The sequence below is a fragment of the Mycobacterium sp. IEC1808 genome, from assembly GCF_002101935.1.
Lineage (GTDB): Bacteria > Actinomycetota > Actinomycetes > Mycobacteriales > Mycobacteriaceae > Mycobacterium.
In genome coordinates this window covers 95,100-118,703 of sequence record NZ_LQPV01000015.1, presented here as the reverse complement: position 1 = coordinate 118,703, position 23,604 = coordinate 95,100, and the positions used below count along the sequence as shown (strand labels likewise).

Below are 23,604 nucleotides of genomic sequence, written 5' to 3'. Positions count from 1 at the left end.
CTTGAGATTAATCGCAAGTAGTTGATACTGTGGCGAACGATGGAAGACTCCCGCGCTACGGTGCAGCCGACCGATGCCGACGTCGTCGCAGTAGAGGTGACCATCGAGCTCGACCGGTGCACTATCACCGTGACCTACAGTCCTGGCGACACGTTGCTGCAGACGGGCCGCATGGCGGGTCTAAGCCCACCGTCGTCGTGCGAAGTCGGGAACTGCGGAACGTGTATGGCCCGCTTGGTCGAGGGCAGCGCTCGGATGATCAACAACGAGGCACTTGAAGATGACGAGGTGGAGGAGGGCTGGGTGCTGACCTGTCAGGCACTGCCGACTAGCCCCACGGTGCGGGTGGTGTACGAGTGAACAGGGTCTGCGTTGTGACCGGGGGCGCATCGGGCATGGGTGAGTCGACGTGCCACGAGCTGGGCCGGCGCGGCCACCGTGTCGCGGTTCTCGACATCAATGAGCAAGCCGCGCAACGCGTCACCGAGGATTTGCGTGCAGTGGGTGTCACGGCCATCGGAGTCGGCGCCGACGTAACGGACCGGGGCGCCGTCGAGCAGGCGTTCGCCAAGGTGCGCAGTGAGCTGGGCCCGGTCTCGATCCTGGTGACGAGTGCGGGCATGTTCGGGCACTCTCCGTTCACCGAGATCACCGCAGAGTCATGGGCCAATATCATCGACGTCAACCTGACGGGCACCTTTCACTGCTGCCAGGTCGCTATTCCCGACATGGTCGCCGCGAAATGGGGCCGGATCGTGATGATCTCGTCGTCGAGCGCCCAGCGTGGATCGCCGTTCGCCGCCCACTACGCGGCGTCCAAGGGCGCGGTCATCACCCTCACCAAATCGCTGGCCCGCGAGTACGCGGCGGACGGGATCACCGTCAACAACATCCCGCCGTCGGGCATCGAAACGCCGATGCAGCTCCAGGCCCAGGAGGCGGGGTTTGTGAAGTCCAACGAGGAGATCGCCAGGAATATCCCGATGGGCCATCTGGGCACCGGAGCCGACATCGCCGCGGCGGTCGGTTTTCTGTGTTCCGACGAGGCGGGCTTCATCACCGGTCAGGTGCTGGGCGTCAACGGCGGAGCGGTGATGTGACGAGGTTGGTCTTAAAAGCATGGTGACACAGGGAGGTTCACGATGACGCGGTCCGGAAGGCCCTCGGAGGGCTCCTGGACGGAGCACTATCCCGAGCTGGGGACCGGCCCCATCTCGTTTCGAGACTCGACATCGCCGGAATTCTTCGAACTGGAACGCGAGGCCGTGTTCAAACGGGCGTGGCTGAACGTTGCCCGCGTCGAGGAGTTGCCGCGCGTAGGCAGCTATGTCACCAAGGAAATCGAGGTGGCCCGCACGTCGGTGATTCTGGCCAGGGGCCGCGACGATCGCATTCGCGCCTTCTACAACGTCTGCCGCCACCGGGGAAACAAGTTGGTATGGAACGACTTTCCCGGTGAAGCGACACGCGGGACGTGTCGTCAGTTCACCTGCAAGTACCACGGGTGGCGCTACGGCCTCGACGGTGCGCTGACATTCGTGCAGCAGCCGGAAGAGTTCTTCGACCTCGACGTCGCGGACTACGGATTGCGGCCGGTGCATTGCGATGTGTGGAATGGCTTCATATTCATCAACTTTGATGCCGAACCGCGTCAAAACCTGCGCGAGTTCTTGGGTCCGATGATCACCGGCCTTGACGACTACCCGTTCGGCAAATTGACCGAGCGCTACGAGTGGGTGGCGCACAACAACAGCAACTGGAAAATCTTCGCCGACGCGTTCCAAGAGTACTACCACGTGCCGTCGCTGCACCCACAACAGGTGCCGGCGGAGGTGCGCGACCCTAAGTCCGGATTCACCTGTGGGCATTTCCAACTCGACGGCCCGCACCGGCTGGTGTCGACCGCGGGACGGCGCCGTTGGCTGCTGCCGCCGGAGTTCATGTATCCCATCGAGCGGGCCACCAAGAGCGGCCTCGTCGGCCCGTGGCGCACCCCGGATATCGGGGAGCTACCGGCCGGCCTCAATCCCGGGGGCATTGAGCCCTGGGGAATCAGCAACTTCCAGATCTTCCCGAACACCGAGATATTGATCTACGGCGGCTGGTATCTCCTGTACCGGTACTGGCCGACTTCGTACAACACCCACCGGTTCGAGGCCTACACCTACTTCCACCCGGCGCGCACCGTCCGGGAACGCGTTGAACACGAAGTCGCCGCGGTGGTGCTGAAGGAGTTCGCGCTGCAGGATGCCGGCATGCTCGGCGGAACGCAGGCCGCACTGGAGTACGGCGTTGTCGACGAGTTCCCGCTCAACGACCAGGAGATCCTGGTGCGCCACCTGCACAAGGTCATCGTCGACTGGGTAGAGGCATACCCACGCGAAAAAGCTCCGGCGCCGGCGGGGGTCTGATCATGCCGGACGCCCTGCTGCCCAGTGCATTCGCCGAGCTGGAGCGCTATGCCCAAATGTGGTGCCTGGCCACAGAGACCGAGCGCTGGAACGCGCGGGTGGCCAGCACCATGCCCGAAATGCACGAGTTCTACGATGCGTTCTTCCCGCGCCTGGAAGAGGCCATCGACTACTGCGACAAGTTCCCGCTCGACGACCTACCCGAGGATGCGCTCAACCTGCTGCACCTGATCTATTCGCTGATCATGGTCGCCATGGCGGTCGAGGTCATGCACCAGCCCGTTCCGACCGATGCCGCCGATGCGGTCATGATCCGCACCGAGGAACCGGTCCCGTGACATCCGCGTGACCACAAGGAAGGCCAGGCAGGGATTTTCATGAGTCTGCTCACCATAACCAAGCTCGGCGAGTCCGTCGGCGCCGAAGTCACCGGCCTGGATCCGGCTCAGCTCAGTTCCGACGACCCGGTCGGTGAGGTCATCCTGGATGCGTTGGAGCACAACGGTGTGCTGGTCTTTCCGGGGCTCCGGCTTCAACCGGAGACCCAGGTCGCCTTCTGCCGCCACCTGGGAGAGGTCGATCACTCCTCCGACGGGCACCACCCCGTGCCCGGGATATACCCGATCACGCTGGACAAGTCGAAGAACTCCTCGGCGGACTATCTTCGGGCCACGTTCGACTGGCATATCGACGGATGCACCCCGCTAGGGGACGAGTATCCCCAAAAAGCCACCGTCCTTTCGGCCGTGCAGGTCGCCGAATGGGGCGGCGAAACCGAATTCGCCAACTCGTACGCCGCCTACGACAGGCTGAGCGACGAAGAAAAGCGCCGTCTCAGCACGTTACGTGTCGTGCACTCCCTGGAAGCCTCACAACGGAGCGTCAACCCGGATCCGACCCCAGAACAGTTGGCGCGATGGCGATCCCGGCGTACCCACGAGCACCCGTTGGTGTGGACACACCGCAGCGGCCGCAAGTCACTGGTGCTGGGCGCCTCGGCCGACTACGTCGTCGGAATGGATCTCGACGAAGGGCGTGCCCTGTTGGCCGAACTCCTCGAGCGCGCCACCGTGCCCGCGAACGTCTACAGCCACACCTGGTCGGTCGGGGACACCGTCATCTGGGACAACCGAGGGGTCCTCCATCGCGCGGCTCCCTACGATCCCCGTTCAGCCCGCGAAATGCTCCGCACGACCGTCCTCGGCGACGAGCCGATCCAGTAAAGGGAACCGTGAATGACAAAGTCACTACTGTTCGTAGAGAGCAAGCCGGCATCAGCGGAACTGGTTGAGGAATACAATCATTGGCACGATCGGGTGCATGTGCCCGAGATGCTGACAATTGATGGATTCGTGTCGGCCCGACGTTGGCAAACCGATGGTGACTCGTTCGTCACGCTCTACGAGATCGACACCGACGTCGACACGGCACGCACCAACCTAAGGGCGGCGTTCGCCGAGGGCCGCATGTCCAAACCGGTTGCGGTCGAGACGGAACCGCCACCGGTGATGCGTTACCTGAGTCTGATCAGCGACTCCACTGTATGACGGACAGCCACTTCGTGACCGGCCGACGACTCTTCCGCCAACGCCTCGCTTAGCCGGCGGGTCGCAGCGGCGAGCTGCGCGCCGAGCTGGGTGACCGCCGCGCCGCTCATCGGCTCGGCGCTGGGGACCAGGCTGAGCATCAGGGCGATGCGGGATTCGGCCTCCAAGATCGGGGAGTCGATGTGGCTCACCTCGTAGGTGCGGTCCGGCTCCAGGCTGATCGGGAACCAGTCCTCCTGATGGATCAGCTCGTCGGTCAATTCCTGTGCCAGCTGGCTCAGCCGGGTGGAACGCACCTCGGCATTGCGGACGATCTGTGCCAGTTCGCGCAGGCGCAGGTCGGGCAGGATGTGCAGGCCGACCGCGTAGCCGCGTTGCTTGGCGGCGGCGATGGCCTGCCGGTAGCGATCGCGCACGTCGTCGGGAAGGGTGGCCAGCCAGCGTTCGCGAGCTTCTGGCCCGGCCCAGGCGACGGTCGACGCGCCATACGGCGGGCGGTGCGGGAACTGGGTGCCGACAGGCATCGGGTTACCGCCGCCGCGGCTGCTTCGGACTTGATCGACGACGGTCGAGTAGTCATCGCTCACCGAAAAGGCAACGCAATGCGCACCCGTCGCGGCCGACAGCTCGGCCATCGCGGAGCGGGCCAACACCAGGGCGGGATAGCGGCCCGCGGCCTCTCGGCCGAGGCGGACCAGTGCGGGCCCGAGGTGGTAGGTCTTGCGAACCGGGTCGCGCAGCAGCCAGCCGGCGCGGAGTAGTTCGGTCAGCATCGAGTGGCAGCTGGCCTTGTGGACGCTCAACTGGCGCGAAACCTGGGCCACTGTCATCCCCCCGCTGCCATCACCCGCCAGGTGTTCAAACAGGTTCACCACCCGCTCGGTCTGGGGGGAGGGGCGCGGAGCCATAGTGCCTATGGTCGCATAGTGCGACTTCTTGCGGTGGCATGCGCGACCATGTGACCATGACCACAATGTCTGACCTTCGAGGCAAGACCGCCGTCGTAACCGGGGGAGCCGGTGGCATCGGCCGGGCCATGGGCGGGCGCTTCGGCCGGGAGGGCATGAAGGTGGTGCTGGCCGACGTCCTCGCCGAACCGCTGGACGAGGCGACCCGGGCGCTGGTGGACGAGGGCATCGAGGCGGTCGGCGTGGTCACCGACGTCACCGACTATGCCTCGGTCGAGTCGCTGGCCAAGGAGGCGCTCGATCGCTTCGGCGCGGTGCACGTCGTCTGCAACAACGCGGGCACCGGCGGGGTCTCCGAGGGCTACATGTGGGAGCACGACCTGGCCGATTGGCGCTGGGGGATCGACGTCAACGTGCTCGGCGTCATCCATGGCATCAAGGCTTTCGTCCCGATCTTGCTCGAGCAGGGCGACGGGCACGTGGTCAACACGTGCTCGGGCAACGGGGGATTCGCACCGATTGCCCGCGGGGCCATGGGCGGGCCGGCTACGGCGGTCTACCCGATGACCAAGGCAGCGGTGCTTTGCCTGACCGAAAGCCTCTATACCCACCTGGAGATGACCGGGACGCGGGTGCGGGCGCACGTCCTCTTCCCCGGCGGCTTTCTGAACACCGGCATCTGGGAGTCGTGGCGGCACCGCCCGGAGCGCTATGCCGCGACGCAGGAACGCCGCACGCCCGACCAGACACTGGAACGGGTGGTGGCCCGCTTCGAGGCAGCCGGCGCACATGTCGAGTTCACCCCGCTCGAGACGGTAGCCGACCTCGTCGTGGAAGGGATTCGGGCGGACCGCTTCTGGATGATGGGGCCGCCCACACCGGCCGATCAAGTCGTCAGCAAGAAGGCGGCATCGATCCTCGCCCGCGGCGAGCCCGACTACCTGGTTGACGTTCTCGGCCGGCATGCCGAGAAAACCGAAGGAGGAGCACGTTGAGCGCCAACGAAATTCGCTACGGTCCTCGCGCACCCGAGGCGCAAGTCGACCACGAGATCGATGCCACCAAGGCGCCCATCGCCACCGAGGCGATCACCGTCACGTACCTCACCGATCCGGAGATCGTCGCGGCCGTGCTGCCCAAGCCGCTGGAGCCGGCGGCCGAACCGCTGGTGCGGGTTCAGCTTCAGCGCGTCCAAATCGAAGGCAGACCGCCGTTCGGGTCCGCGGTGTTCTCGGTGACCGCGCGCCACGGCGACCTCGCGGGCGACTACCCGCTCTTCATGCCCCAGTCGACCGAACAGTCGGTCACGGGCGGGCGCGAAACATTCGGTGAGCCAAAGAAACTCGCCCACATCGAGGTGGAGCGCGACGACGATCGCGTCGCCGCCGTCGTCGACCGGCTGGGCTATCAGCTCATCAGGGTGACCGGCCAGATCACCGGCGCCGCCGAGCTGCCGCCCGACCAAGTGAACACCGAGTTCTACTTCAAGTTCCTGCGCGCCCCCGACGGCACCGGCATCACCGACCCCCACCTGGTCTACGGCGAATACCACCGCCACTACGAGCTGCTCGAGAACATCGACGGCACAGTGGAATTGGGCGAGTCACCGCTGGACCCGGTGGCCGACATCGCGATCCGCCAGATCACATCGATCACGTGGTGTCGCCGGCGCACCATCCAGGTAGGGCGGATCGCGTCGCGGGTACCGCAGGAATGGCTGCTGCCGTACGTGCACCAACGCTACGACGACGTGGCCCTGCTCGCCGCGCCACGCCCCGAGCCGACGCGGGTATAGCGCACCATGGACCGGTACACGGTCATCTCGGCCGACTGCCACGCCGGCGCTGATCTGCTCGACTATCGCCGGTACCTCGATCCTCAGTTCAGGGACGAATTCGACGGCTGGGCAAAGACATACGTCAACCCGTTCGGCGACCTCACCGAGGCCGACGCGGAGCGCAATTGGAACAGCGCGCGCCGAAACTCGGACCTGGATGCCGAAGGCGTCGCGGGGGAGGTCATCTTCCCCAACACCGTGCCGCCGTTCTTTCCCCAGGCGAGTCTGGCCGCCCCCCAACCCGTGGACGCCCGGGAGCTCGAGCTGCGCTGGGCCGGCCTGCGCGCGCACAATCGTTGGCTTTCCGACTTCTGCTCATTGTCGCCGGAGCGGCGCGCCGGGGTGGGCCAGATCCTGCTCGGGGACCTCGACGAGGCCGTCGCCGAGATAGCTCAGATCGCCAAGCTGGGCCTGCGCGGCGGCGTGCTGCTGCCCGGGATCCCGCCCGGCGCAGGCATTCCCCAGCTCTACGCCGAGCATTGGGAGCCGCTGTGGGCGGCGTGCGCGGAGGCGGGCCTGGTCGTCAACCACCACGGCGGCAACGCCGGACCGAACCCCACGGACGGATGGGGCAGCTCGTTCGCGGTGTGGGTGTATGAGACGCATTGGTTTGCGCACCGGGCGCTATGGCACCTGATCTTCAGCGGCGCACTGGATCGGCATCCGGACCTCACCGTCGTCTTCACCGAGCAGGGTGCCGGGTGGATACCGGCAACCCTGGACTCGCTCGACGTGGCGGCGGCCCGTTACGGACGGGCGAACTCGGCGATCGCCCGCTTCGCCGGGCCCACCGCCGGCTCGCTGAGCCTGCGGCCCAGCGAGTTTTGGTCCCGCCAGTGTTACGTCGGCGCCAGTTTCATGCGGCCCGTCGAATGCGCCGAGCGCCACCGGATCGGCGTCGAGAAGATCATGTGGGGCAGCGACTACCCGCACATGGAGGGCACCGCTCCATACACCCGAGAAGCGTTGCGCTACACCTTCAGCGGTGTGCCGGCTGACGAGGTGGCGGCCATCGTGGGCGGGAATGCGGCGGCCGTCTACGGCTTCGACCTCGATGCGTTGGCGCCCCTGGTTGAGCGAATCGGCCCGACCGTGGCGGAGGTTGCCGAGCCTTTGGCGGCCGCGCCCGCCGATGCGAGCAGCACCGTCTTCGAGCCCGACCCGATTCGTACCTGGTAATTGCGAGAGGACCTCCATGAACGACGCGGCGCCCTACCTCATCATCTCCGCGGACACCCACGCCGAGCTGCCCACCGAGCAGTATCGCGAGTACATCGACCCGGAATACCGGGAGGACTTCGAGACGTTCCTCGCCGAGAAAACCGCCGCCGCGGCGCAGGCCGGCGCCTTCATCGACGAGGAGTTCGCGCAAGCGTGGTTCGACGAGCACGGAGACGGGATCGCGGGCGGCTGGGACGTCGCCCAGCGCGACCGCGAACTCGACGGCGACGGCGTCGCCGGTGAGGTCATCTTTCCCGACGCCGACGCCGTCACCGGTGTCGCCGGGGCTCCGTTCGGCGCGGGCCTGGGGCAGTCGGGCGACCTGGACCCGGGACGTGCGATGGCCGGGGCGCGGGCCCACAACCGCTGGCTGGCCGAGCTGTGCAGCCACAGCCCCGAGCGGCGGGCCGGCGTCGCCGTCGTGCCGATACTGGCGGACATCGACGCGGCGGTGGCCGAGATCGCTCGAGCGGCCAAAGCCGGGTTGCGCGGCGGCATCATGATTCCGGTGCTCTGGGGTGACTATCCGCCCTACCATGACCGGCGTTACGACAAGGTGTGGGCCGCCTGCCAGGACCTGCAGATGCCAGTTCACACCCACGTCGGTGCCGCGCCCAGTGAGCAGTACGGCCCGCACCTGGGCATCTACACGACCGAGGTGCGCTGGTGGGGAGTCCGGCCGCTGTGGTTCGCGTTGTGGGCCGGCGTGTTCGAGCGCTTCCCGAACCTGCGCTGGGGGGCTACCGAATGCGGTGCCTACTGGGCTAACGACCTGTTGTGGCTGATGGACACCCGGTTCATGCGTGAGCACTCGGCCAAGAAGATGAGCCGCCTCTTGGAGGGCGATCTGACAATGCTGCCCTCGGCGTACTTCGACCGGAACTGCTTCATCGGCGCCACCACGACCGAGCGCCGGGAACTGGCCCGTCGCTACGAGATCGGTGTACCAAACATGCTGTGGGGCAACGACTATCCTCATCCGGAAGGAACATGGCCGCATACCCGGGACTGGCTGCGGCGCTCGTTCTGGGACATTCCAATAGACGAGACGCGACAAATCCTCGGGCTTACCGCAGCCGAGGTGTACAACTTCGATGTGGCTGCGCTCGCGGATCTGGTCGAGCGCATCGGCCCGACCCCGGCGGACCTGGGTCAGGACGATGCGGTGAGCATCCCCAAGTGGGAGGCTGCGCGCCGGGCCGGGCGGCATTGGTTGATCGAAGCGGAGCCTATCCCAGATCTTGTGGAGAACTGAGCGGCTACATTTCTTAGAGCGTCGAGTCCTTCTGGAGATCGTGGATGCATTCTCGCACTTGCTGCCCCATGATCCGCCCCAGCTGGGTGTAGGCGGCGAATTGCCCTTCGTTGAACCATTGATCGGATGTTGGGTCATGGGGAAACATGTCGCTCGAGGCCGCGTAGGTCAAGAGCCACTGGGGGAATCCCTTGCACAGCACCGCTTTCGCGAAAATGAGAAGGCCTTGACGCTCATGTGGGCCATGCCCCAAGTCAGGGGCTGCCGATGGATAGGTGATGAGCCCGACCGCGACGGTCCTCTTGGCGAGGCGGCTGTTCAGGCCGTAAAACGCCTCGGTCTCTTCGAACTTTTCGCCGGAACCGGGGGTGAGCTCCGCCAAGGGGAACTTTGCGAAATAGTCGAAATCGATCGTCACACCCAGTTCGTATTCGGCCAATCGCATCGCGTCGGCCAGCCCGCTGGCCAACGGGGGTGCATCGCCGCCCCCATCGATGCAGAAGATCAGTCGGCTGCGCCGGCGCAGCGCCTCGACCAGTCCAAGGTTTTCGTAGTGGCCGCCGTCGGTGACTTGTACCAACCGCGCGTCGGGGTAGTTGAGGCCGATGAGTTCGCGGTAGTAGTAGCCGGCGCCGCGAATGTAAGGCAATGACTTTGGCCACGGCCTCTCGTTGTCCTTCGGATCGAGGCAGGCCCCTTTCTTGGAGGCAGCAAGGTTGGCAACAAAATTCGGGTTCGGCAGCCATGTCCCCAGGCGAGCACCCGAGACGGCCAGTAGTTTTTCAAATCCCTTCTGTTGTCGGCCCATCGCCGACGCGAAGGCGGCTCCACTCGCCGCAACAGCGGTCAAAACCGTGAGATCCCGCTTGATTCGGGGTGGGGATTGGTCGTGCAGCTGGGGTGCCCGCAGCCACCCGAGTTCCGGGCCGCCTATGAAATCGTGGCTCATCACGTAGGACACCGCGTTCAATCCCGGTGCAGGCTTGTGCTTTCCGCTGATGGGGGCCGAGGCGGCGAAAATGAACTTGGGTCCGCCCGCGGGAACGCTGCCAAACTCAGGCAACCAGGTGTATTCATTCCGGTCGTAGGCTTCTGCGCGCCAGAGGCCCGAAACTCGTTTGCGCCGAACCGCGAACGTCTGCCCTAAGCGATAGCGATAGAACGGATTCAGGCTTATCGACGCGACATCCACCGAGCTGATCCATGCGATTGCTAGGACCAATACCAACGAGGGCCACAAGGCGGAGAAAGGCATCTGGCGAAGCCCGCCCTCTAGTCCGCCTGTGGTCAACGAGCGAAATACGCCGGCAGCAAAACATCCCAGGATGATCAGCCACGCGACCAGCAGGACGGTAAGGGTCACCACCACCAGAATCATCGCGATGACGCCCGGGGGGAGTAGTCGCTTCCATAGTGAGAGCTTTTTCGCCTCTTCCGACAGTGTGCTGCGCTTTTTCCAAGCCATCGCGGTAATCGCCGCGAGGTAGTTCAGACCCACCAGCCCGGAAACGGCCGCGGCGGCGTCGCCCTGGTTATGGGTAGCGTGCGCACTGAGCGATGAACACAGCCGCATCAGCGTCGGTAGCCCGACGACCACTATCAGCACCAGCGCTGCGAAGACCGCGCTGCCCACCGCGAAGCGCTGCACCCACAATTTCGCGCGCTCGCTACGTTTCTCCCAGAGAAACATCTCGATACCCATTGCGATACTGGTGAGGAACGCGGCCAAGCCGGCGAAGACAGCCACTGCTATCCAAGACGCGGGATGGTCTGTCAGACACATCAGGTAGTCCGGGTGCTCGTGCACGAACGCGTCGTTAACGTTCGGATTGAGTACGGGAATGATCTGGGCGAAGGAAAAGGCAGGGCGCGATAGCAGATATCCGAACACCCACCCCAGCAAGGCGGGGAGGGTGAAGAGGATGGTGATCGATGCGAGCAGATTCTTAAAGACCACGGCCAACGCGTAGACCAGTTCTCCGGGCGAGTCTGCGATATAGCTTGAGCCCCTTCGGAAATGATCGAGCTCGGGCGACCCTTCCTCGAAGCGCTCGGAAACCAAGGGCTTCTTCTCGGTGTCCTGTGTGGCCAGCAGCCGCGCGCCGGCCGTATAACCGCCGCCGGATACCGAAATCACGTAGTCGACGGTGTCGATGAGTTTTGCCCTGCCGCCGAACTTTTCGTGAACACCTGCGCCTGGTTTGATCGGATCCTCTTTTGAGAATTCCTGCATGACGCCCATCGCGATGCATGCCGACCGCACTCCGCCACCGGACAAGCAGATCGCTTGCACCCGCTCGCCATTCCGGGCTTTGATGACGTTCCCGGCATCCGGGACGTTATACGCTTCGACCCAGCTCGCTTCATCGGGGTCGACAGCCTCGGTCGGCTTGGGTGACGTCCACAGCACTTCGTTCCACCACTCCGCGGTGGTCTTGTCCGAGGACCGCGTCCGACAAGATCTCCAACCCGCCGCCGCCCACCGCAGGACGATTCCCAGAGTCGCGGGTATCCCGCCGAGGGCTAGCAGCAGGGCGCACCATTGGATGGTTGCTGCCGTCGCGATAGCGTTGATCCAGGCGGTCGAGTTGTGACCGTCGAGCGCCCAACAAATCAGCGAAGCCTCAATAATCCCGGCCAAAGAGGCAATTGCCACGGCCGCAGCGACGTATATAGCCGCTAGTCGCCCAGCCGCCGAGATCGCCCACAGCAGGAAGACCCCCGCTAGCCCGCCCAGCGTGAGGGTGTAGCCGAGGACGAAGAAAAAATCCGAGTAAATCGCTGCCCGGACCCGATCGACCACGACTGGGAATTGCGAGCCGTGACCGTAGATGTACCTCGCGAAGCTCGACCCTGCCGGGCCCGGCCACGAATACCACGCCAATACCGCACCGGCGGCTGCAAGTGCAAATGCCGCGGCCGTTAGGACTCGCCGGCGAGACGCCCGTTTGGCTGCCTCGATTGCCGACGGGGAAACCTCTTCAGTTACCTCAGTTTGCGACTGTGAAGTCTGTTCAGTTGCCAAAGTTTCCGACATGGATGCCTCTTCAATCCGCACCATGATGTTTCCCTTGTCCCGCATGCCGACGGCCGCCGGCTGGATGCCGGGCGAATTTCCGTATCCTGTGGGCAAATGCTAGGGACGATGTGCAGTACTGATCGCGAGTAGTCGACTACTCCAATTCGCTCGAATTGGCGTACACCGGCCGGACGCGCTCACAACGCGAAGGCCAATCGTTGACAACGAGGGCTGTGTCACCCGGCCGCCGGCGGCCGTGGCATCACCGTCAGCCGCGTCCCGTACCGGGGGATGACGCCCGAGGCTCGCGTCAGCGTCCCCACCGGCATCCCGGGTACGCCCGGCATACCTGCGCCGACTGCCTCTTCGGTTCCCGGGAGTGTGGTTAGGCCGGTGCCCGACAGGGCCGATATGTGGCTGACCGCCGGGGTGGACCAGCTCGCCGGTACAGACAGGGGCCCGATCGACTTGGCGCCGGTGAGGACCGCGGACACGCCGCCTCCGCCGCTGGTGAATGCGCTCGTGGTCGCGCTAGGCAACAGCGTGATGGGAATTGGATTAGTCAAGCCTCCGAAGCTGCCCGCAATTGCGTCCTCGTCGATGGCGTCTTTGCCGACAAAGCCCGCGATGTTCAGCGCGGTCGGTAGCTGGAAGACACCAGCCGAACATAGGTCGCTCCATATTTGGGCGTCGGGCCCAATCCCCGTGTTGCTCCATAGGCTTTGGAGCCACTGAGGGACAGACCCGGATGCGAGTCGTTGCACAACGTGGTCTGCCTTAGATATGGCCTGGTTGACCGCGTTCTCCTGCGTGGCCACGCCGGCCGGATTGGTGGTCTGGTTCGGCGGGGTGAACGGCGACAGCGTCGCCGCAGCCGCGGAGGCGCTGGAGTAGCCGTACATCGCCGCGGCGTCCTGGGCCCACATCTCGGCGTACTGCGCCTCGGTAGCCGCAATGGCCGCGGTGTTTTGGCCGAAGAAGTTGGTCGCGATCAGCGAAGCCAGCTGGGAGCGGTTGGCCGCGATCACCGGTGGGGCCACGGTCATCGCGAATGCCTGCTCGAAGGCCGCCGCGGCCGCTCTGGCCTGCATGGCGGTCTGCTTGGTCTGCTCGGCGGTCATGTTCAGCCAACCGATGTAAGGGATGGCGGTGGCGACCATCGACTCCGATGCGGGGCCGTGCCAGTTCAAGGTGGTCAGGCCCGAAACCACCGACTGGTATGTCTCGGCTGTAGTGGTCAATTCGGCGGCCAGGGAGTCCCAGCTGCCCGCGGCGGCCAATAGCGAACCCGACCCCGGGCCGGTGTACATGCGCGCGGAGTTGATCTCCGGTGGCAATATCGCGAAATCCATTGTGTCACATCTCCTTAGCTTGACTTCAGTGGCAAACCCCCCTTTTTTTGACGGCGCAAGATAAGGCGCCGGGTGATGCGGGACAGATTGGTACCGCGGCCCGGGTCTCCGGGCGGTGACCACTCATTCGAGTTCTGGGCGGACCACGCGAACTGTGCATATCCAGCCACCTTTGCGGTCTCGGTGACTATCTCTGGTGAACCCTATGAATTTCGAAGGAGTAAAGATAGGGCTGAACTGCGAAAAAATAAGATCGCCGATCTTGATTGCCGTGGGCTCGAAGCGGCAATGGTGGGAGTTACTCGGCTATTACCGCCAGCTCGCGGGCAGGTCGATTATGTGGTTTGGGCAAAAGTCCTGGGCCGCCAGCGACATGAGGTTCCGTGCGTCCTCGGCCGACATCTTGGCGCGCAGCGTCATGAATGCATATTCGGCTGGCGCGTAACCCGATTCGGGGCCGGCCGGATCGTCCATCAGCTGGCACGCCTCTTTTTCTTTTTCCTGGCGGCTATCGGCATGGGCGACGCCCGAGCCCACCAGCAAGGCCAGGACAGCCAGCCCGCCGGCAGCAATCGTCGTGGGGGTCCTCACGGGTACTTCACCTTCAGTCGTGCCTCCGACGGCCCAGTGTAAGACGCGGCGACGGCAGGAATTCATCGAAGAGCGCTCGGCGACCGCCGTCGTTGGCCAGAATGGTCCGGGTGCAGGTCGTTCCCGAGGGGCTGGTGTCGGCGGCGGAGGACGTCGGCAACATCGGCACCGCGCTCGAAGAGGCCAACGCGATCGCGGCGCTGCGGACGAGCAACATCCTGCCCGCCGGCGCCGACGAGGTGAGCGCGGCGGTCACGCCGTTGTTCATCAATCAATCGAGGATCTATCGGGAACTGGCCGCGGAGGGCCAGGCGTTCGAGCAGCGGTTCATGCAGCTGCTGGGTGAGGCCGGCGCGGCCTACACGCAGACCGAGGAGGCCGCGCTGCAGGCGTTGCGCGACACGGTCGGCGAGCTGGAAGCGCCCCTTGCCTCGTTCGCGGCGCAGGCCGAGAACCCCGCCCCCACGAGCATCCCGCCGCTGATCGTCCCGTCGAACAGCTCGGTGGCACTGATCGTCGGCGGCACCACGTTCCCCTTGCCGGACGCCAAGTACGTCAGCTCGATCATGGCCAACTTCCTCAACAACCCCACCCTGTCGCCGCTCCTCGGGGCGTCGGGGCAGTCGTTTTACACGCCGGAGCAGTTCTGGCCGTTCACCCCGCAACTCGGGAACCTGACGCTAGGCCAGTCGGTGGCGCAGGGCGTGCAGTTGCTCAACACCGCCATCAACACCGAACTCGCGGCGGGCAACAAGGTGGTCGTCTACGGCACCTCGCAAAGTTCGCTCGTTGCCACCGACGAGATCCGCAACCTCATGGCCATGGCCAACCCGCCGGACCCAACCAGCCTGTCGTTCTTCTTGACCGGCGATCCGGGCAACCCCAACGGGGGGTTCTTCGAACGCTTCCCCGGCCTTTACATCCCGTTGGTCGACGTGCTGATGAACGGCGCGACGCCGCCCAACTCGCCGTATCCAACCGTGATCTTCACCAATCAGTACGACATGGTGACGAATCTGCCCCAGTACGTGCTCAACCCGGTCAGCGATCTCAACGCGTTCATGGGGTTCGCGCTCTACCACGGGACGCATGACTACGTCGACCTGACACCGGGGCAGATTGCCAACGCGATCGAGCTGCCGACCTCGCCGGGATACACCGGGGCCACCCACTACTACGAGCTGCTGACGCAGAACCTCCCGCTTGTCGCGCCGCTGCGCCTGTATGTGCCGCAGCCGTTCGGCAACGCGCTGGCCGATCTGCTGCAGCCGGACCTGCGAGTGATCGTCGACATGGGCTACGGGTCGGGCGAGTACGCCGACATCCCCACTCCCGCCAGCCTGTTCGAGCTGCCGAACCCCTTCACCATCGTCCCGGACCTGGTGCACGGCGCGGTCCAGGGCCCGCAGGCGGCGCTGGTGGATCTCGGGCTCCTGCCGCCGTCGATGATGCCGACCGGCTACCCGTTCAACCCGGTGCTCGATCCGGGCCTGAACTTCCCGCTGCCGCAGTCGTCGGTCACCGGGGTTTCGCTGCTGACCGGGTTCGAGGGCCAGCTGATGCGCGCGTTGGGTCTGATGCCGAGCTGGGACAGCTGACGGACGTGCCATGACCAACAGCCGCAGCCCTTTCCGGGCCGACCTCCTGCAAGGGAAGGTCGCGTTGGTCACCGGGGGCGCAACCGGACTCGGCCTGGAGGTCGCCCGCGTCCTCGGCAACCACGGCGCCCGCGTCGCGATCTGCAGCCGCAAGGAACCCAATCTCGAAGCGGCCGTTGCCGCGTTGCGGGAAGAGGGGATCGAGGCGGCATACGGCGTCTGCGACGTCCGTCGGGACGACGAGGTGACGGCCGTCGTCGAAGAGGTGCTGCGAACGTTCGGCCAACTCGACATCGTCGTCAACAATGCCGCCGGGAACTTCCCGGTGCCGATAAGCGGCCTCAGCGCAAAGGGATTCAAGGCCGTCGTCGACATCGACCTACTCGGGACCTTCAACGTGTCGAAGGTTGCGTATGACCTCTGGTTGCGCGAGCACGGCGGCGCGGTGGTGAACATCAGCGCCGCGATCCAGTACCGCGGCATGGCCCTGCAGGCGCACGTCGTTTCCGCTAAGGCGGGCGTCGACGCGTTCAGCCGCGCCTGTGCGATCGAATGGGGACCCGACGGGGTGCGGGTGAATGTCGTTGCCCCGGGCGCGATGTCGGGCACCGAGGGAGTGAAGAGAATCACCGGCGATGCCCAGCACCGCACCACCCAGAACCCGCTGCGGCGTCCCGGTTCCACCACCGAGGTCGCCGAAGCCGTGCTGTTCCTGGCGAGCGACGCGGCCTCATATGTCACCGGAGCCGTGCTGGTTGTCGACGGCGGCGGTTGGCTTACCGCCAGTGGAGTGCCGGATTTGCCGGGCTACCGCTGACCGCTCACATCTTCACGGTCAGCGGCCACACGTTCCAGATCTCATCGCAGTACTCGGTGATGGCACGGTCAGACGAGAACTTGCCGCTTCGAGCGGTGTTCAGGATGGACATCTTCGTCCACGCTTCGGTGTCCCGCCAGGCCTCGCTGACCTGTTCCTGGCACTTCAGGTAAGACGCGAAGTCGGCGCAGACCAGGAAGGGGTCGTCATGCCATAGGTTGTCCACCAGCGGCCGGAAGACCTCAGTGTCACCATGCGAGAACGTCCCGCCCCCAATCAGATCCAGCACCGCGCGCAGCTCGTCGTTACCGTCGATGTAGTCGGCCGGGCGGTACCCGTTCGTCTTGAGTGCCTCGACCTCCTGCTCGGTGAGGCCGAACAGGAAGAAGTTATCCGCCCCGACCTCATCGCGCATCTCCACGTTGGCCCCGTCGAGCGTGCCGATGGTCAGGGCGCCGTTGATCATGAACTTCATGTTCCCGGTGCCCGAGGCTTCCTTGCCCGCGGTGGAGATCTGCTCGGACAGGTCGGCGGCGGGGTAGATCAAGTGCGCGTTCTGCACGTTGAAGTTCGGCACGAACGCCACTCGCAGGAAGCGGTTCACGGCCGGGTCCGCGTTGACCGTCTCACCGACGGCGTTGATCAGCTTGATGATCCGCTTGGCCATGAAGTAGCCAGGGGCGGCCTTGCCGCCGAAGATGAAGGCACGCTGCGGAATCGACAATCCGGGGTCCTGCTTGAGCCGGTGATACAGCGCGACGATGTGCAAGACGTTGAGGTGCTGACGCTTGTACTCGTGAATGCGCTTGACCTGGACGTCGAACATCCAGTCCGGGTTCAGCTCGACGCCCGCGACCGACCGGACATACTTGGCCAGGCGCGCCTTGTTGTTGCGTTTGATGTCGTGCCATTCCCGGCGGAAGGCCGCGTCGTCGACGAACGGCTCCAGCCCGCGCAGGCGGCTGAGGTCGGTCAGCCAGCCGTCGCCGACGGTGCGGTCAAGCAGCTCGCGCAACCCGGGATTGGCCAGGGCGAGGAAGCGGCGCGGCGTCACGCCGTTGGTCTTGTTGCTGAACCGCTCCGGCCACAGCTCGTAAAAGTCTTTCAAGACACTGCTTTTCAGCAGCTCGGAGTGCAGCGCTGCGACACCGTTGATCGCATGGCTGCCGACGGTGGCGAGGTGTGCCATCCGGACGCTCTTGCCGCCGTCCTCGCCGATCAGCGACATCCGACGCAACCGGTCCTCGTCGCCGGGGAAGCGGGCGCGCACCTCGTCGAGGAATCGGCGGTTGATCTCGTAGATGATCTCGATGTGGCGCGGCAGCGCCTCGGAGAACATGTCCAGCGGCCAGGTCTCCAGCGCCTCAGGCAACAGGGTGTGGTTGGTGTAGCCGAACGTCGCGACGGTGATTTCCCACGCCTCGTCCCAGTCCAGCTGGCGCTCGTCGACCAGCAACCGCATCAACTCGGCGACCCCGATGGAGGGGTGAGTGTCATTGAGCTGCACGGCGAATCGTTGCGGGAGTTCCCGAACGCCGGCGTCGGCGAGATCGTCCATGATGTGCAGCACGTGCTGCAGCGAGCAGGACACGAAGAAGTACTGCTGCAGCAGGCGCAGTTGCTTGCCGGCCTCCGGCTCGTCGTTGGGGTACAGCACCTTGGTGACGGTCTCGGACATGACCTCGTCCTCGACCGCCCCGTAGTAATCGCCAGTGTTGAACGCATCCAACGCGAACGACTTGACGGCCCGCGCGCTCCACAGCGTCAGCACGTTGCAGGTGTTGACGCCGTAACCCTGGATGGGCGTGTCGTACGCGACGCCCTTGAGCACGCGCCCCGGCACCCACCGGACGCGATCGTGGCCGGAGTCGTCGGTGTAGTGCGCGGCGTAGCCGCCCCACTTGACCAGGTAGTTGACGTCGGGCTTCGGGATCTCCCAAGGGTTTCCGTGGTCCAGCCAGTTGTCGGTCTGCTCGACTTGCCAGCCGTCGCGGATCTCCTGGTCGAAGATGCCGAATTCGTAGCGGATGCCGTAGCCGATCGCGGGCCGCTCGAGCGTGGCCAGCGAGTCGAGGTAGCACGCCGCGAGCCGCCCGAGGCCCCCGTTGCCCAGTCCCGGTTCCTCTTCGCAAGCCAGGACCGTCTCGAGATTCTGTCCCATCGCCGCGAGCGCCGTCTTGGCCGCGAGCTCCATGTTGAGGTTCAGCAGATTGTTGCCCAGCTGCGGACCCATCAAAAATTCGGCCGACAAGTAGCAGGTCACCTTGCGGCCGAGGTCCAGCGAGGTCTGCGTCGAGGCCACCCGACGGTCCTGCATGCGGTCGCGCACGGCGAGGGCCAGTGCCCGGTAGTAATGCTCCGGCCGCAGCGCCGCGGCCGGACGACCGATCGAGTAGCGCAGGTGGTCGGTGATCGCCCGCTGCAGCGCCGCCGCGCTCATCCCGGTGCGGGAGTGCTCGGCCAGATCGGCCCGCGTGGGGCTGGGCGAAATTCCGTCGGAGGGCGTCTGCTCGACATCGGTCATCGTGGGTGGTCCTACTCCCTAGGGGTGGGCGGCAGGAGAGTCAGTGTGGCAGCGATTTTTGCACATCAGGAGCGCAATTGCCGTCCGCGAAGTGAACGCCAGCCCACGCGCCGGCGACGAAACGGGGAGGCGGTCAGGCGATGTATCCGCGCGGCAGTACGGAGAAGTCGACGCACGCCGCGGCCAGCATGTCGCCCAGCACGGGATGGGCCGGCGCGCGGAGTTCGAGCATCGCACCGGCCGATGGCGCTTTGAGCGTGGCGATGTTCGTGTTGGCCAGCAGTTGGACGGCCTCGAATTCGATGTCGCGCCAACCGGTGTGGACCGTCATCAGGGTGAGGACGCCCAATTGGTCGCCGGTGGGGGACAGGATCGCATGATGCCAGGCGTCGTCGGCCTTGGCCCCGGTGTGCGGCCGAATTGCCGCCAGGACGGTGCCGCCGCCGTCCTCCAACCGCGCCGCACCGTCGGACGGGACGATCTTTCCCACCGGTGTGCCCTGGTTCGTGACGGTGGTCGTTCCGGCCACCGATAGCCTGAATTCCTCGCCGGCCGGGCTGGACAGGGTGTAGTCGCTCTTGCCGCCGTTCTTGAATCCGAGCAAGATCCCGACCCCGCCCTTCTTTTGAGCCCGCGCCAATTCGGCGCCGTCGGGGGTGGTGAGCTCAATCCGCAACGCGTTGGACGTCGCCCGGGACACTTTCGCGGCGACGGCCGTCGCGTTCCCAAGAATCGGCATGCGGAGATCCTAGGCGCAGAATCGTCAACCATGAACCAAAGCCAACTGCCGTTGGCGTCGGACGGTGCGCGCTGGCTGATCGCCGCGGCCGTCCTCGGTTCGGGCATTGCGCTGCTGGACGGCACCGTCGTCAACGTGGCGCTGCCGGCCATCGGGCGCGACTTGGGCGGGGGTTTGACCGGCCAACAGTGGGTCCTCGACGGCTACCTGCTGACGCTGAGTGCGCTGCTACTCACCGGAGGCGCGGCGGGCGACCGCTATGGGCGCCGACGGGTTTTCGTCGCCGGGCTGGTCGTCTTCACCGCGGCCTCCGTCGGCTGCGGTCTTTCGCCGACGGTCGGATGGCTGGTCGGAGCGCGGCTGGTGCAGGGTGTCGGCGCGGCGGCGCTGGTTCCGGGCAGCCTCGCGTTGATCGACGCCGGCATCGTCGACGACGACCGGGGCCGGGCAGTCGGGATCTGGGCGGGCATGTCCGGGGTGACGACCGCGCTGGGTCCGTTCATCGGCGGCTGGCTCGTCGATGCGGCGTCGTGGCGCTGGGTGTTCTTCTTGAACCTTCCGCTGGCCGTGGCGGTGCTGTGGATCGCCGCCCGGCGCATCCCCGAATCGCGCGATCCCACCGCGCGGGGCGGTCCGGACGTCCTGGGGACCGCCGCCGTCACCGTCGGGCTGTCCGGCGTGATCTACGCGCTCATCGAGGCGCCTTCGCGCGGTTGGACTTTCGTCACGACGGTGTTCGCCGCCGTCGGCGTGGCTGCGCTGCTCGCTTTTCCGGTGATCGAACGACGCGCGCAATCGCCGCTGCTGCCGTTGCGGCTCTTGCGATCCCGGCAATTCACCGGCGCCAACCTCGCGACCCTGGCCGTCTACACCGCCATCGGCGGGGCGCTGTTCCTGCTGGCCCTGCAGCTGCAACAAAGCCTGCACTACTCCGCGCTCGCCGCGGGCCTGGCGATGCTGCCGATGACGATCATCATGCTGGTCGGCTCGCCGTGGGCCGGCGCCCTCGGGCAGCGGGCCGGGCCGCGGTTGCCCATGACGGTCGGGCCGCTGATCGCCGCGGCGGGTTTGGCGTTGATGGCGCGGATTGCGCCCGGGGCGACCTATCTCGGCGCAGTGCTGCCCGCCGTCGTCGTCTTCGGCGTCGGGCTGGCAATCACCGTGGCGCCGTTGACCGCCGCCGTCCTCTCCGCGGTTCCCGACGGCTACGCGGGCACCGCCTCCGGCGTCAACAACGCCGTCGCGCGCCTCGCCGGGTTGCTTGCCGTCGCCGTGCTGCCGGCTGCGGCCGGCATCACCGCCGGGCCAGGACAGCCGCTCGGTCCCGGCTTCTCGGTGGCGATGATCATCACCGCCGTCGCGTGCGTGGTCGGCGCATTGATAGCGGCGCTGACCGTCCGGACCGGCGGAGACTTCGCCCACCAGATGCTGCCCGGCATCAATCACGCCTGCCAGGACCCGTGCACGCGGCGCCCGGGCCTCGCCGACGACGCGGCCTAGGTTGGGAATGCGGAAAGCGCTTCGGGGAGGTCGCGGCTTCTCGGCGTGGTCGTCTCGTGCGCGATGGCGCCACCCTCACTGATTCCGAACCGCTCGTGCAGCCGCGCCAGCCACTTAGGCGCCCACCAGTTCCACCGTCCCATCACATGCATGAACGCCGGCAGCAGCACCATGCGGGCCAGGGTGGCGTCCGCGGCCACGGCCAGTGTCAGGCCCACTCCGAACATCCGCATGAACGACACCTGCGCGGCGATCAACGCGGCGAACGAGATCGACATCACCAGCGCCGCCGCCGTTACCACGCGACCCGTGCGGGCCACGCCGAGCGCGACGCTTTCGTCGTTGTCGGCGCGGGTGCGTCCCGAGGCGAGCCAGAATTCACGGATGCGCGAAACGACGAAGACTTCGTAGTCCATCGACAGGCCGAAGGCGATGCAGAACAGCAGCACCGGCATGTTGGCCACCAGCGTCCCGGTGGATGTGGTCCCGAGGCCGCCGAGGTGGTGATCTTGGAAGATCCACACCATCGCGCCGAACGCCGCCGTCAGCGAAAGCATGTTGAGGACAAGAGCTTTGAGCGGCATAACGACGCTGCCCGTCAGGAGGAACAGCAATACGAACGTGACCGAGGCTATCAGGCCCAGCACCAGGGGCAGGCGCGACGTGATCGCGTTGACGCTGTCGCGATTGGTCTGGGCGGTCCCGCCGAACTCGACCGCCCTCCCGTCGGGGCGCGGTATCCCGTGCAGGCGACGCAGCTGCACCTCGGACCGGTCGGAGAAGAGCGGCGCGGTGGTCCTGACAGTGAGAAACGCACTGCCCTGTACCCGGCCGGTCGGCGCCGAGGGGGGTGCGACCATCGCCCCGGTCACGAAGGTGCCGACCGGACCCGACACGGCCGACACATCGGGCACCAGCGACAGATCCGCTGAGTACCTGGCGATTTCGGAATCCGGCACGCCGTCGATGTCCGGGACGACAACGCTGATCGAGGTGGCCGAGTCGTTGGCGAAATCGCTGCGCAACTGATCGCCGACCTGGCGAGCCGAAGCGGAGTCCGGCAGCACCCGGTCATCGGGAAATCCCCACCGCACCCCAAGGAACGGCATACCGACCAGCAAAAACAACCCAACCACGCTCAATCCGATGGGAATCGCATGCCGGATGACGAATTTCGTTGAACGATACCAGAATTCCTCTTCCACGGGCATGCGGGCCGGCGCCGTCCGGCCGCGCACGCGGCGCGCTAGCCGGCGCACGTCCAGCGCGTTCAATCGATCCCCGAGTAAGACGATGGCCGCGGGCGTGATCACCACCGCCGCCGTCGCGGTGAACGCGACCGTCGCGATTCCCGCGTAGCCGAACGACTTCAGGAAGTGCATCGGAAACAGGATCATCGCGGCCATCGACAGCGCGACCGTCGTGGCCGAGAACAACACCGTACGGCCCGCGGTCGCCATGGTGTGAATGAGCGCGTCGTCGCGGCTTGCTCCGCCGGCCATCTCATCCCGGAAGCGGCTGACGATAAGCAACGTGTAGTCGATCGCCAGGGCCAGGCCCAACGCGGTGCTGAGGTTGAGCGCAAAGATCGACACATCGGTGGTGAACGCGATCAGGCGGAGCACCGCGAGCGTGCCCAGGATCGACATTCCACCGATCGCGATGGGCAAGGCGGCGGTGAACAAGCCGCCGAACACCCACACCAGCACAACGAAGCTGAGCGGGATGGCGATCGCCTCCACCACCAGCACGTCGCGCTGCGCCTGCTCCGTGATCTGCGCGTTGACCATTGCGACCCCGCCTGACCGCACGCCGACCCCGTTGCGGTCATGCGCGAACCGGTGCGACAGGGCGTCGGCGTACTTTTGTGAGTCGGTCTCGCCGCCACCGATACCCGCGACGACCAGCCCGGACCTTCCGTCCTTGCTCACCAGCGACGTGGCGGCGGCCGGCGGCGCGGTCCATGCCGAGGTCACGCTCGTCACGTGCGCAGACCGGCTCAGCTGATCGGCGATATCGGTGCCGACCGCGCGGGCCGCCGTGCTCGTGGCGCCGTCCGGGTCGGAAACGATGAACAGCAATTGCACGTCGCCCTGGCCGAACTTGTCGGTCAAAAGCTTTGCTGCCCTTGCCGATTCGGACGTGGGATCCTGCAGCCCGCCGGCCGACAGGCTCTTGGCGACCGGGATCCCGAAGATGCCTGCGGCCACCATCACGAGCCCTGCGATAGCGATCGTCCGCGCCGGGGCGGCAATGGCCAGCCCTGCGATACGGCGCAGCAGGCC

The 23,604-nt window shown here is 65.8% G+C and carries 19 protein-coding genes and 1 pseudogene; 13 read left to right on the top strand and 7 right to left on the bottom strand.

Annotated elements, in window-relative coordinates:
• Positions 1-93: 93 nt before the first annotated feature.
• The 6 genes and pseudogenes from AWB92_RS09205 to AWB92_RS09180 form a co-directional block, all read left to right on the top strand.
• A pseudogene (locus tag AWB92_RS09205) lies at positions 94-360 on the top strand (2Fe-2S iron-sulfur cluster-binding protein); the annotation flags it as partial.
• Positions 357-1,100, top strand: a complete 744-nt coding sequence (locus tag AWB92_RS09200) for an SDR family NAD(P)-dependent oxidoreductase (RefSeq protein ID WP_085185052.1) — start codon at positions 357-359, stop codon at positions 1,098-1,100. The pseudogene AWB92_RS09205 and the gene AWB92_RS09200, both read left to right, overlap by 4 nt.
• Positions 1,101-1,142: 42 nt before the next feature.
• On the top strand, positions 1,143-2,411 hold the full coding sequence (locus tag AWB92_RS09195) for an aromatic ring-hydroxylating dioxygenase subunit alpha (protein ID WP_085185051.1): 1,269 nt from the start codon (positions 1,143-1,145) through the stop codon (positions 2,409-2,411).
• A 2-nt stretch (positions 2,412-2,413) separates the two neighbouring features.
• Positions 2,414-2,749 (top strand): hypothetical protein, encoded by a 336-nt coding sequence (locus AWB92_RS09190; RefSeq protein WP_085185050.1) that lies wholly within the window; start codon positions 2,414-2,416, stop codon positions 2,747-2,749.
• 39 nt (positions 2,750-2,788) lie between these two features.
• Positions 2,789-3,634 carry a TauD/TfdA family dioxygenase gene (locus AWB92_RS09185; RefSeq protein ID WP_085185049.1) on the top strand — a complete coding sequence of 282 codons (846 nt, stop codon included), beginning with the start codon at positions 2,789-2,791 and terminating at the stop codon, positions 3,632-3,634.
• Between the two features lie 12 nt (positions 3,635-3,646).
• Positions 3,647-3,958 (top strand): hypothetical protein, encoded by a 312-nt coding sequence (locus AWB92_RS09180; RefSeq protein WP_085185048.1) that lies wholly within the window; start codon positions 3,647-3,649, stop codon positions 3,956-3,958.
• Here AWB92_RS09180 and AWB92_RS09175 read toward each other — a convergent pair.
• Positions 3,925-4,866, bottom strand: a complete 942-nt coding sequence (locus AWB92_RS09175) for a helix-turn-helix domain-containing protein (protein ID WP_085185047.1) — start codon at positions 4,864-4,866, stop codon at positions 3,925-3,927. The genes AWB92_RS09180 and AWB92_RS09175 overlap by 34 nt on opposite strands.
• 65 nt (positions 4,867-4,931) lie before the next feature.
• Here AWB92_RS09175 and AWB92_RS09170 point away from each other — a divergent pair, with 65 nt between their 5' ends.
• Genes AWB92_RS09170 through AWB92_RS09155 form a run of 4 tightly spaced genes read left to right on the top strand, consistent with a single transcriptional unit; the run spans position 4,932 to position 9,179 of the window.
• Positions 4,932-5,861 (top strand): SDR family NAD(P)-dependent oxidoreductase, encoded by a 930-nt coding sequence (locus AWB92_RS09170; RefSeq protein WP_241523405.1) that lies wholly within the window; start codon positions 4,932-4,934, stop codon positions 5,859-5,861.
• Entirely contained in the window at positions 5,858-6,661 is an 804-nt protein-coding gene (locus AWB92_RS09165) for an acetoacetate decarboxylase family protein (RefSeq protein WP_085185046.1), read from the top strand. The genes AWB92_RS09170 and AWB92_RS09165 overlap by 4 nt, the downstream gene beginning before the upstream one ends.
• A 6-nt stretch (positions 6,662-6,667) precedes the next feature.
• On the top strand, positions 6,668-7,882 hold the full coding sequence (locus AWB92_RS09160; RefSeq protein WP_085185045.1) for an amidohydrolase family protein: 1,215 nt from the start codon (positions 6,668-6,670) through the stop codon (positions 7,880-7,882).
• A gap of 16 nt (positions 7,883-7,898) precedes the next feature.
• Complete coding sequence (locus AWB92_RS09155) at positions 7,899-9,179, top strand: amidohydrolase family protein (RefSeq protein WP_085185044.1); 1,281 nt, start codon at positions 7,899-7,901, stop codon at positions 9,177-9,179.
• 13 nt (positions 9,180-9,192) lie between these two features.
• Here AWB92_RS09155 and AWB92_RS09150 read toward each other — a convergent pair whose 3' ends face one another.
• From AWB92_RS09150 to AWB92_RS09135, 3 genes are all read right to left on the bottom strand, one after another.
• Complete coding sequence (locus AWB92_RS09150; protein WP_142282009.1) at positions 9,193-12,312, bottom strand: hypothetical protein; 3,120 nt, start codon at positions 12,310-12,312, stop codon at positions 9,193-9,195.
• Positions 12,313-12,434: 122 nt separating this feature from the next.
• Entirely contained in the window at positions 12,435-13,550 is a 1,116-nt protein-coding gene (locus tag AWB92_RS09140) for a PPE family protein (RefSeq protein ID WP_085185041.1), read from the bottom strand.
• A gap of 309 nt (positions 13,551-13,859) precedes the next feature.
• Positions 13,860-14,141, bottom strand: a complete 282-nt coding sequence (locus AWB92_RS09135; RefSeq protein WP_085185040.1) for a hypothetical protein — start codon at positions 14,139-14,141, stop codon at positions 13,860-13,862.
• Positions 14,142-14,251: 110 nt separating this feature from the next.
• Between AWB92_RS09135 and AWB92_RS09130 the strand changes: the two genes are divergently transcribed.
• Both AWB92_RS09130 and AWB92_RS09125 read left to right on the top strand, forming a co-directional pair.
• Positions 14,252-15,739 carry a PE-PPE domain-containing protein gene (locus AWB92_RS09130; protein WP_241523404.1) on the top strand — a complete coding sequence of 496 codons (1,488 nt, stop codon included), beginning with the start codon at positions 14,252-14,254 and terminating at the stop codon, positions 15,737-15,739.
• 10 nt (positions 15,740-15,749) lie between these two features.
• Positions 15,750-16,556 (top strand): SDR family oxidoreductase, encoded by an 807-nt coding sequence (locus tag AWB92_RS09125; protein ID WP_085185038.1) that lies wholly within the window; start codon positions 15,750-15,752, stop codon positions 16,554-16,556.
• Positions 16,557-16,560: 4 nt separating this feature from the next.
• Here the strand turns inward: AWB92_RS09125 and AWB92_RS09120 are convergent, their stop codons facing one another.
• Positions 16,561-18,996: a glycogen/starch/alpha-glucan phosphorylase gene (locus AWB92_RS09120; RefSeq protein ID WP_085185166.1), complete on the bottom strand. Its 2,436-nt coding sequence runs from the start codon at positions 18,994-18,996 to the stop codon at positions 16,561-16,563.
• A 217-nt stretch (positions 18,997-19,213) separates the two neighbouring features.
• On the bottom strand, positions 19,214-19,819 hold the full coding sequence (locus AWB92_RS09115) for a hypothetical protein (protein WP_085185037.1): 606 nt from the start codon (positions 19,817-19,819) through the stop codon (positions 19,214-19,216).
• Between the two features lie 30 nt (positions 19,820-19,849).
• Here AWB92_RS09115 and AWB92_RS09110 point away from each other — a divergent pair, with 30 nt between their 5' ends.
• Positions 19,850-21,319 (top strand): MFS transporter, encoded by a 1,470-nt coding sequence (locus tag AWB92_RS09110; protein ID WP_085185036.1) that lies wholly within the window; start codon positions 19,850-19,852, stop codon positions 21,317-21,319.
• Here AWB92_RS09110 and AWB92_RS09105 read toward each other — a convergent pair.
• Positions 21,316-23,601, bottom strand: coding sequence for an MMPL family transporter (locus tag AWB92_RS09105; protein ID WP_085185165.1), 2,286 nt, complete (start codon positions 23,599-23,601; stop codon positions 21,316-21,318). The two genes, AWB92_RS09110 and AWB92_RS09105, sit on opposite strands and share 4 nt — an antisense overlap.
• Between the last annotated feature and the right edge of the window lie 3 nt (positions 23,602-23,604).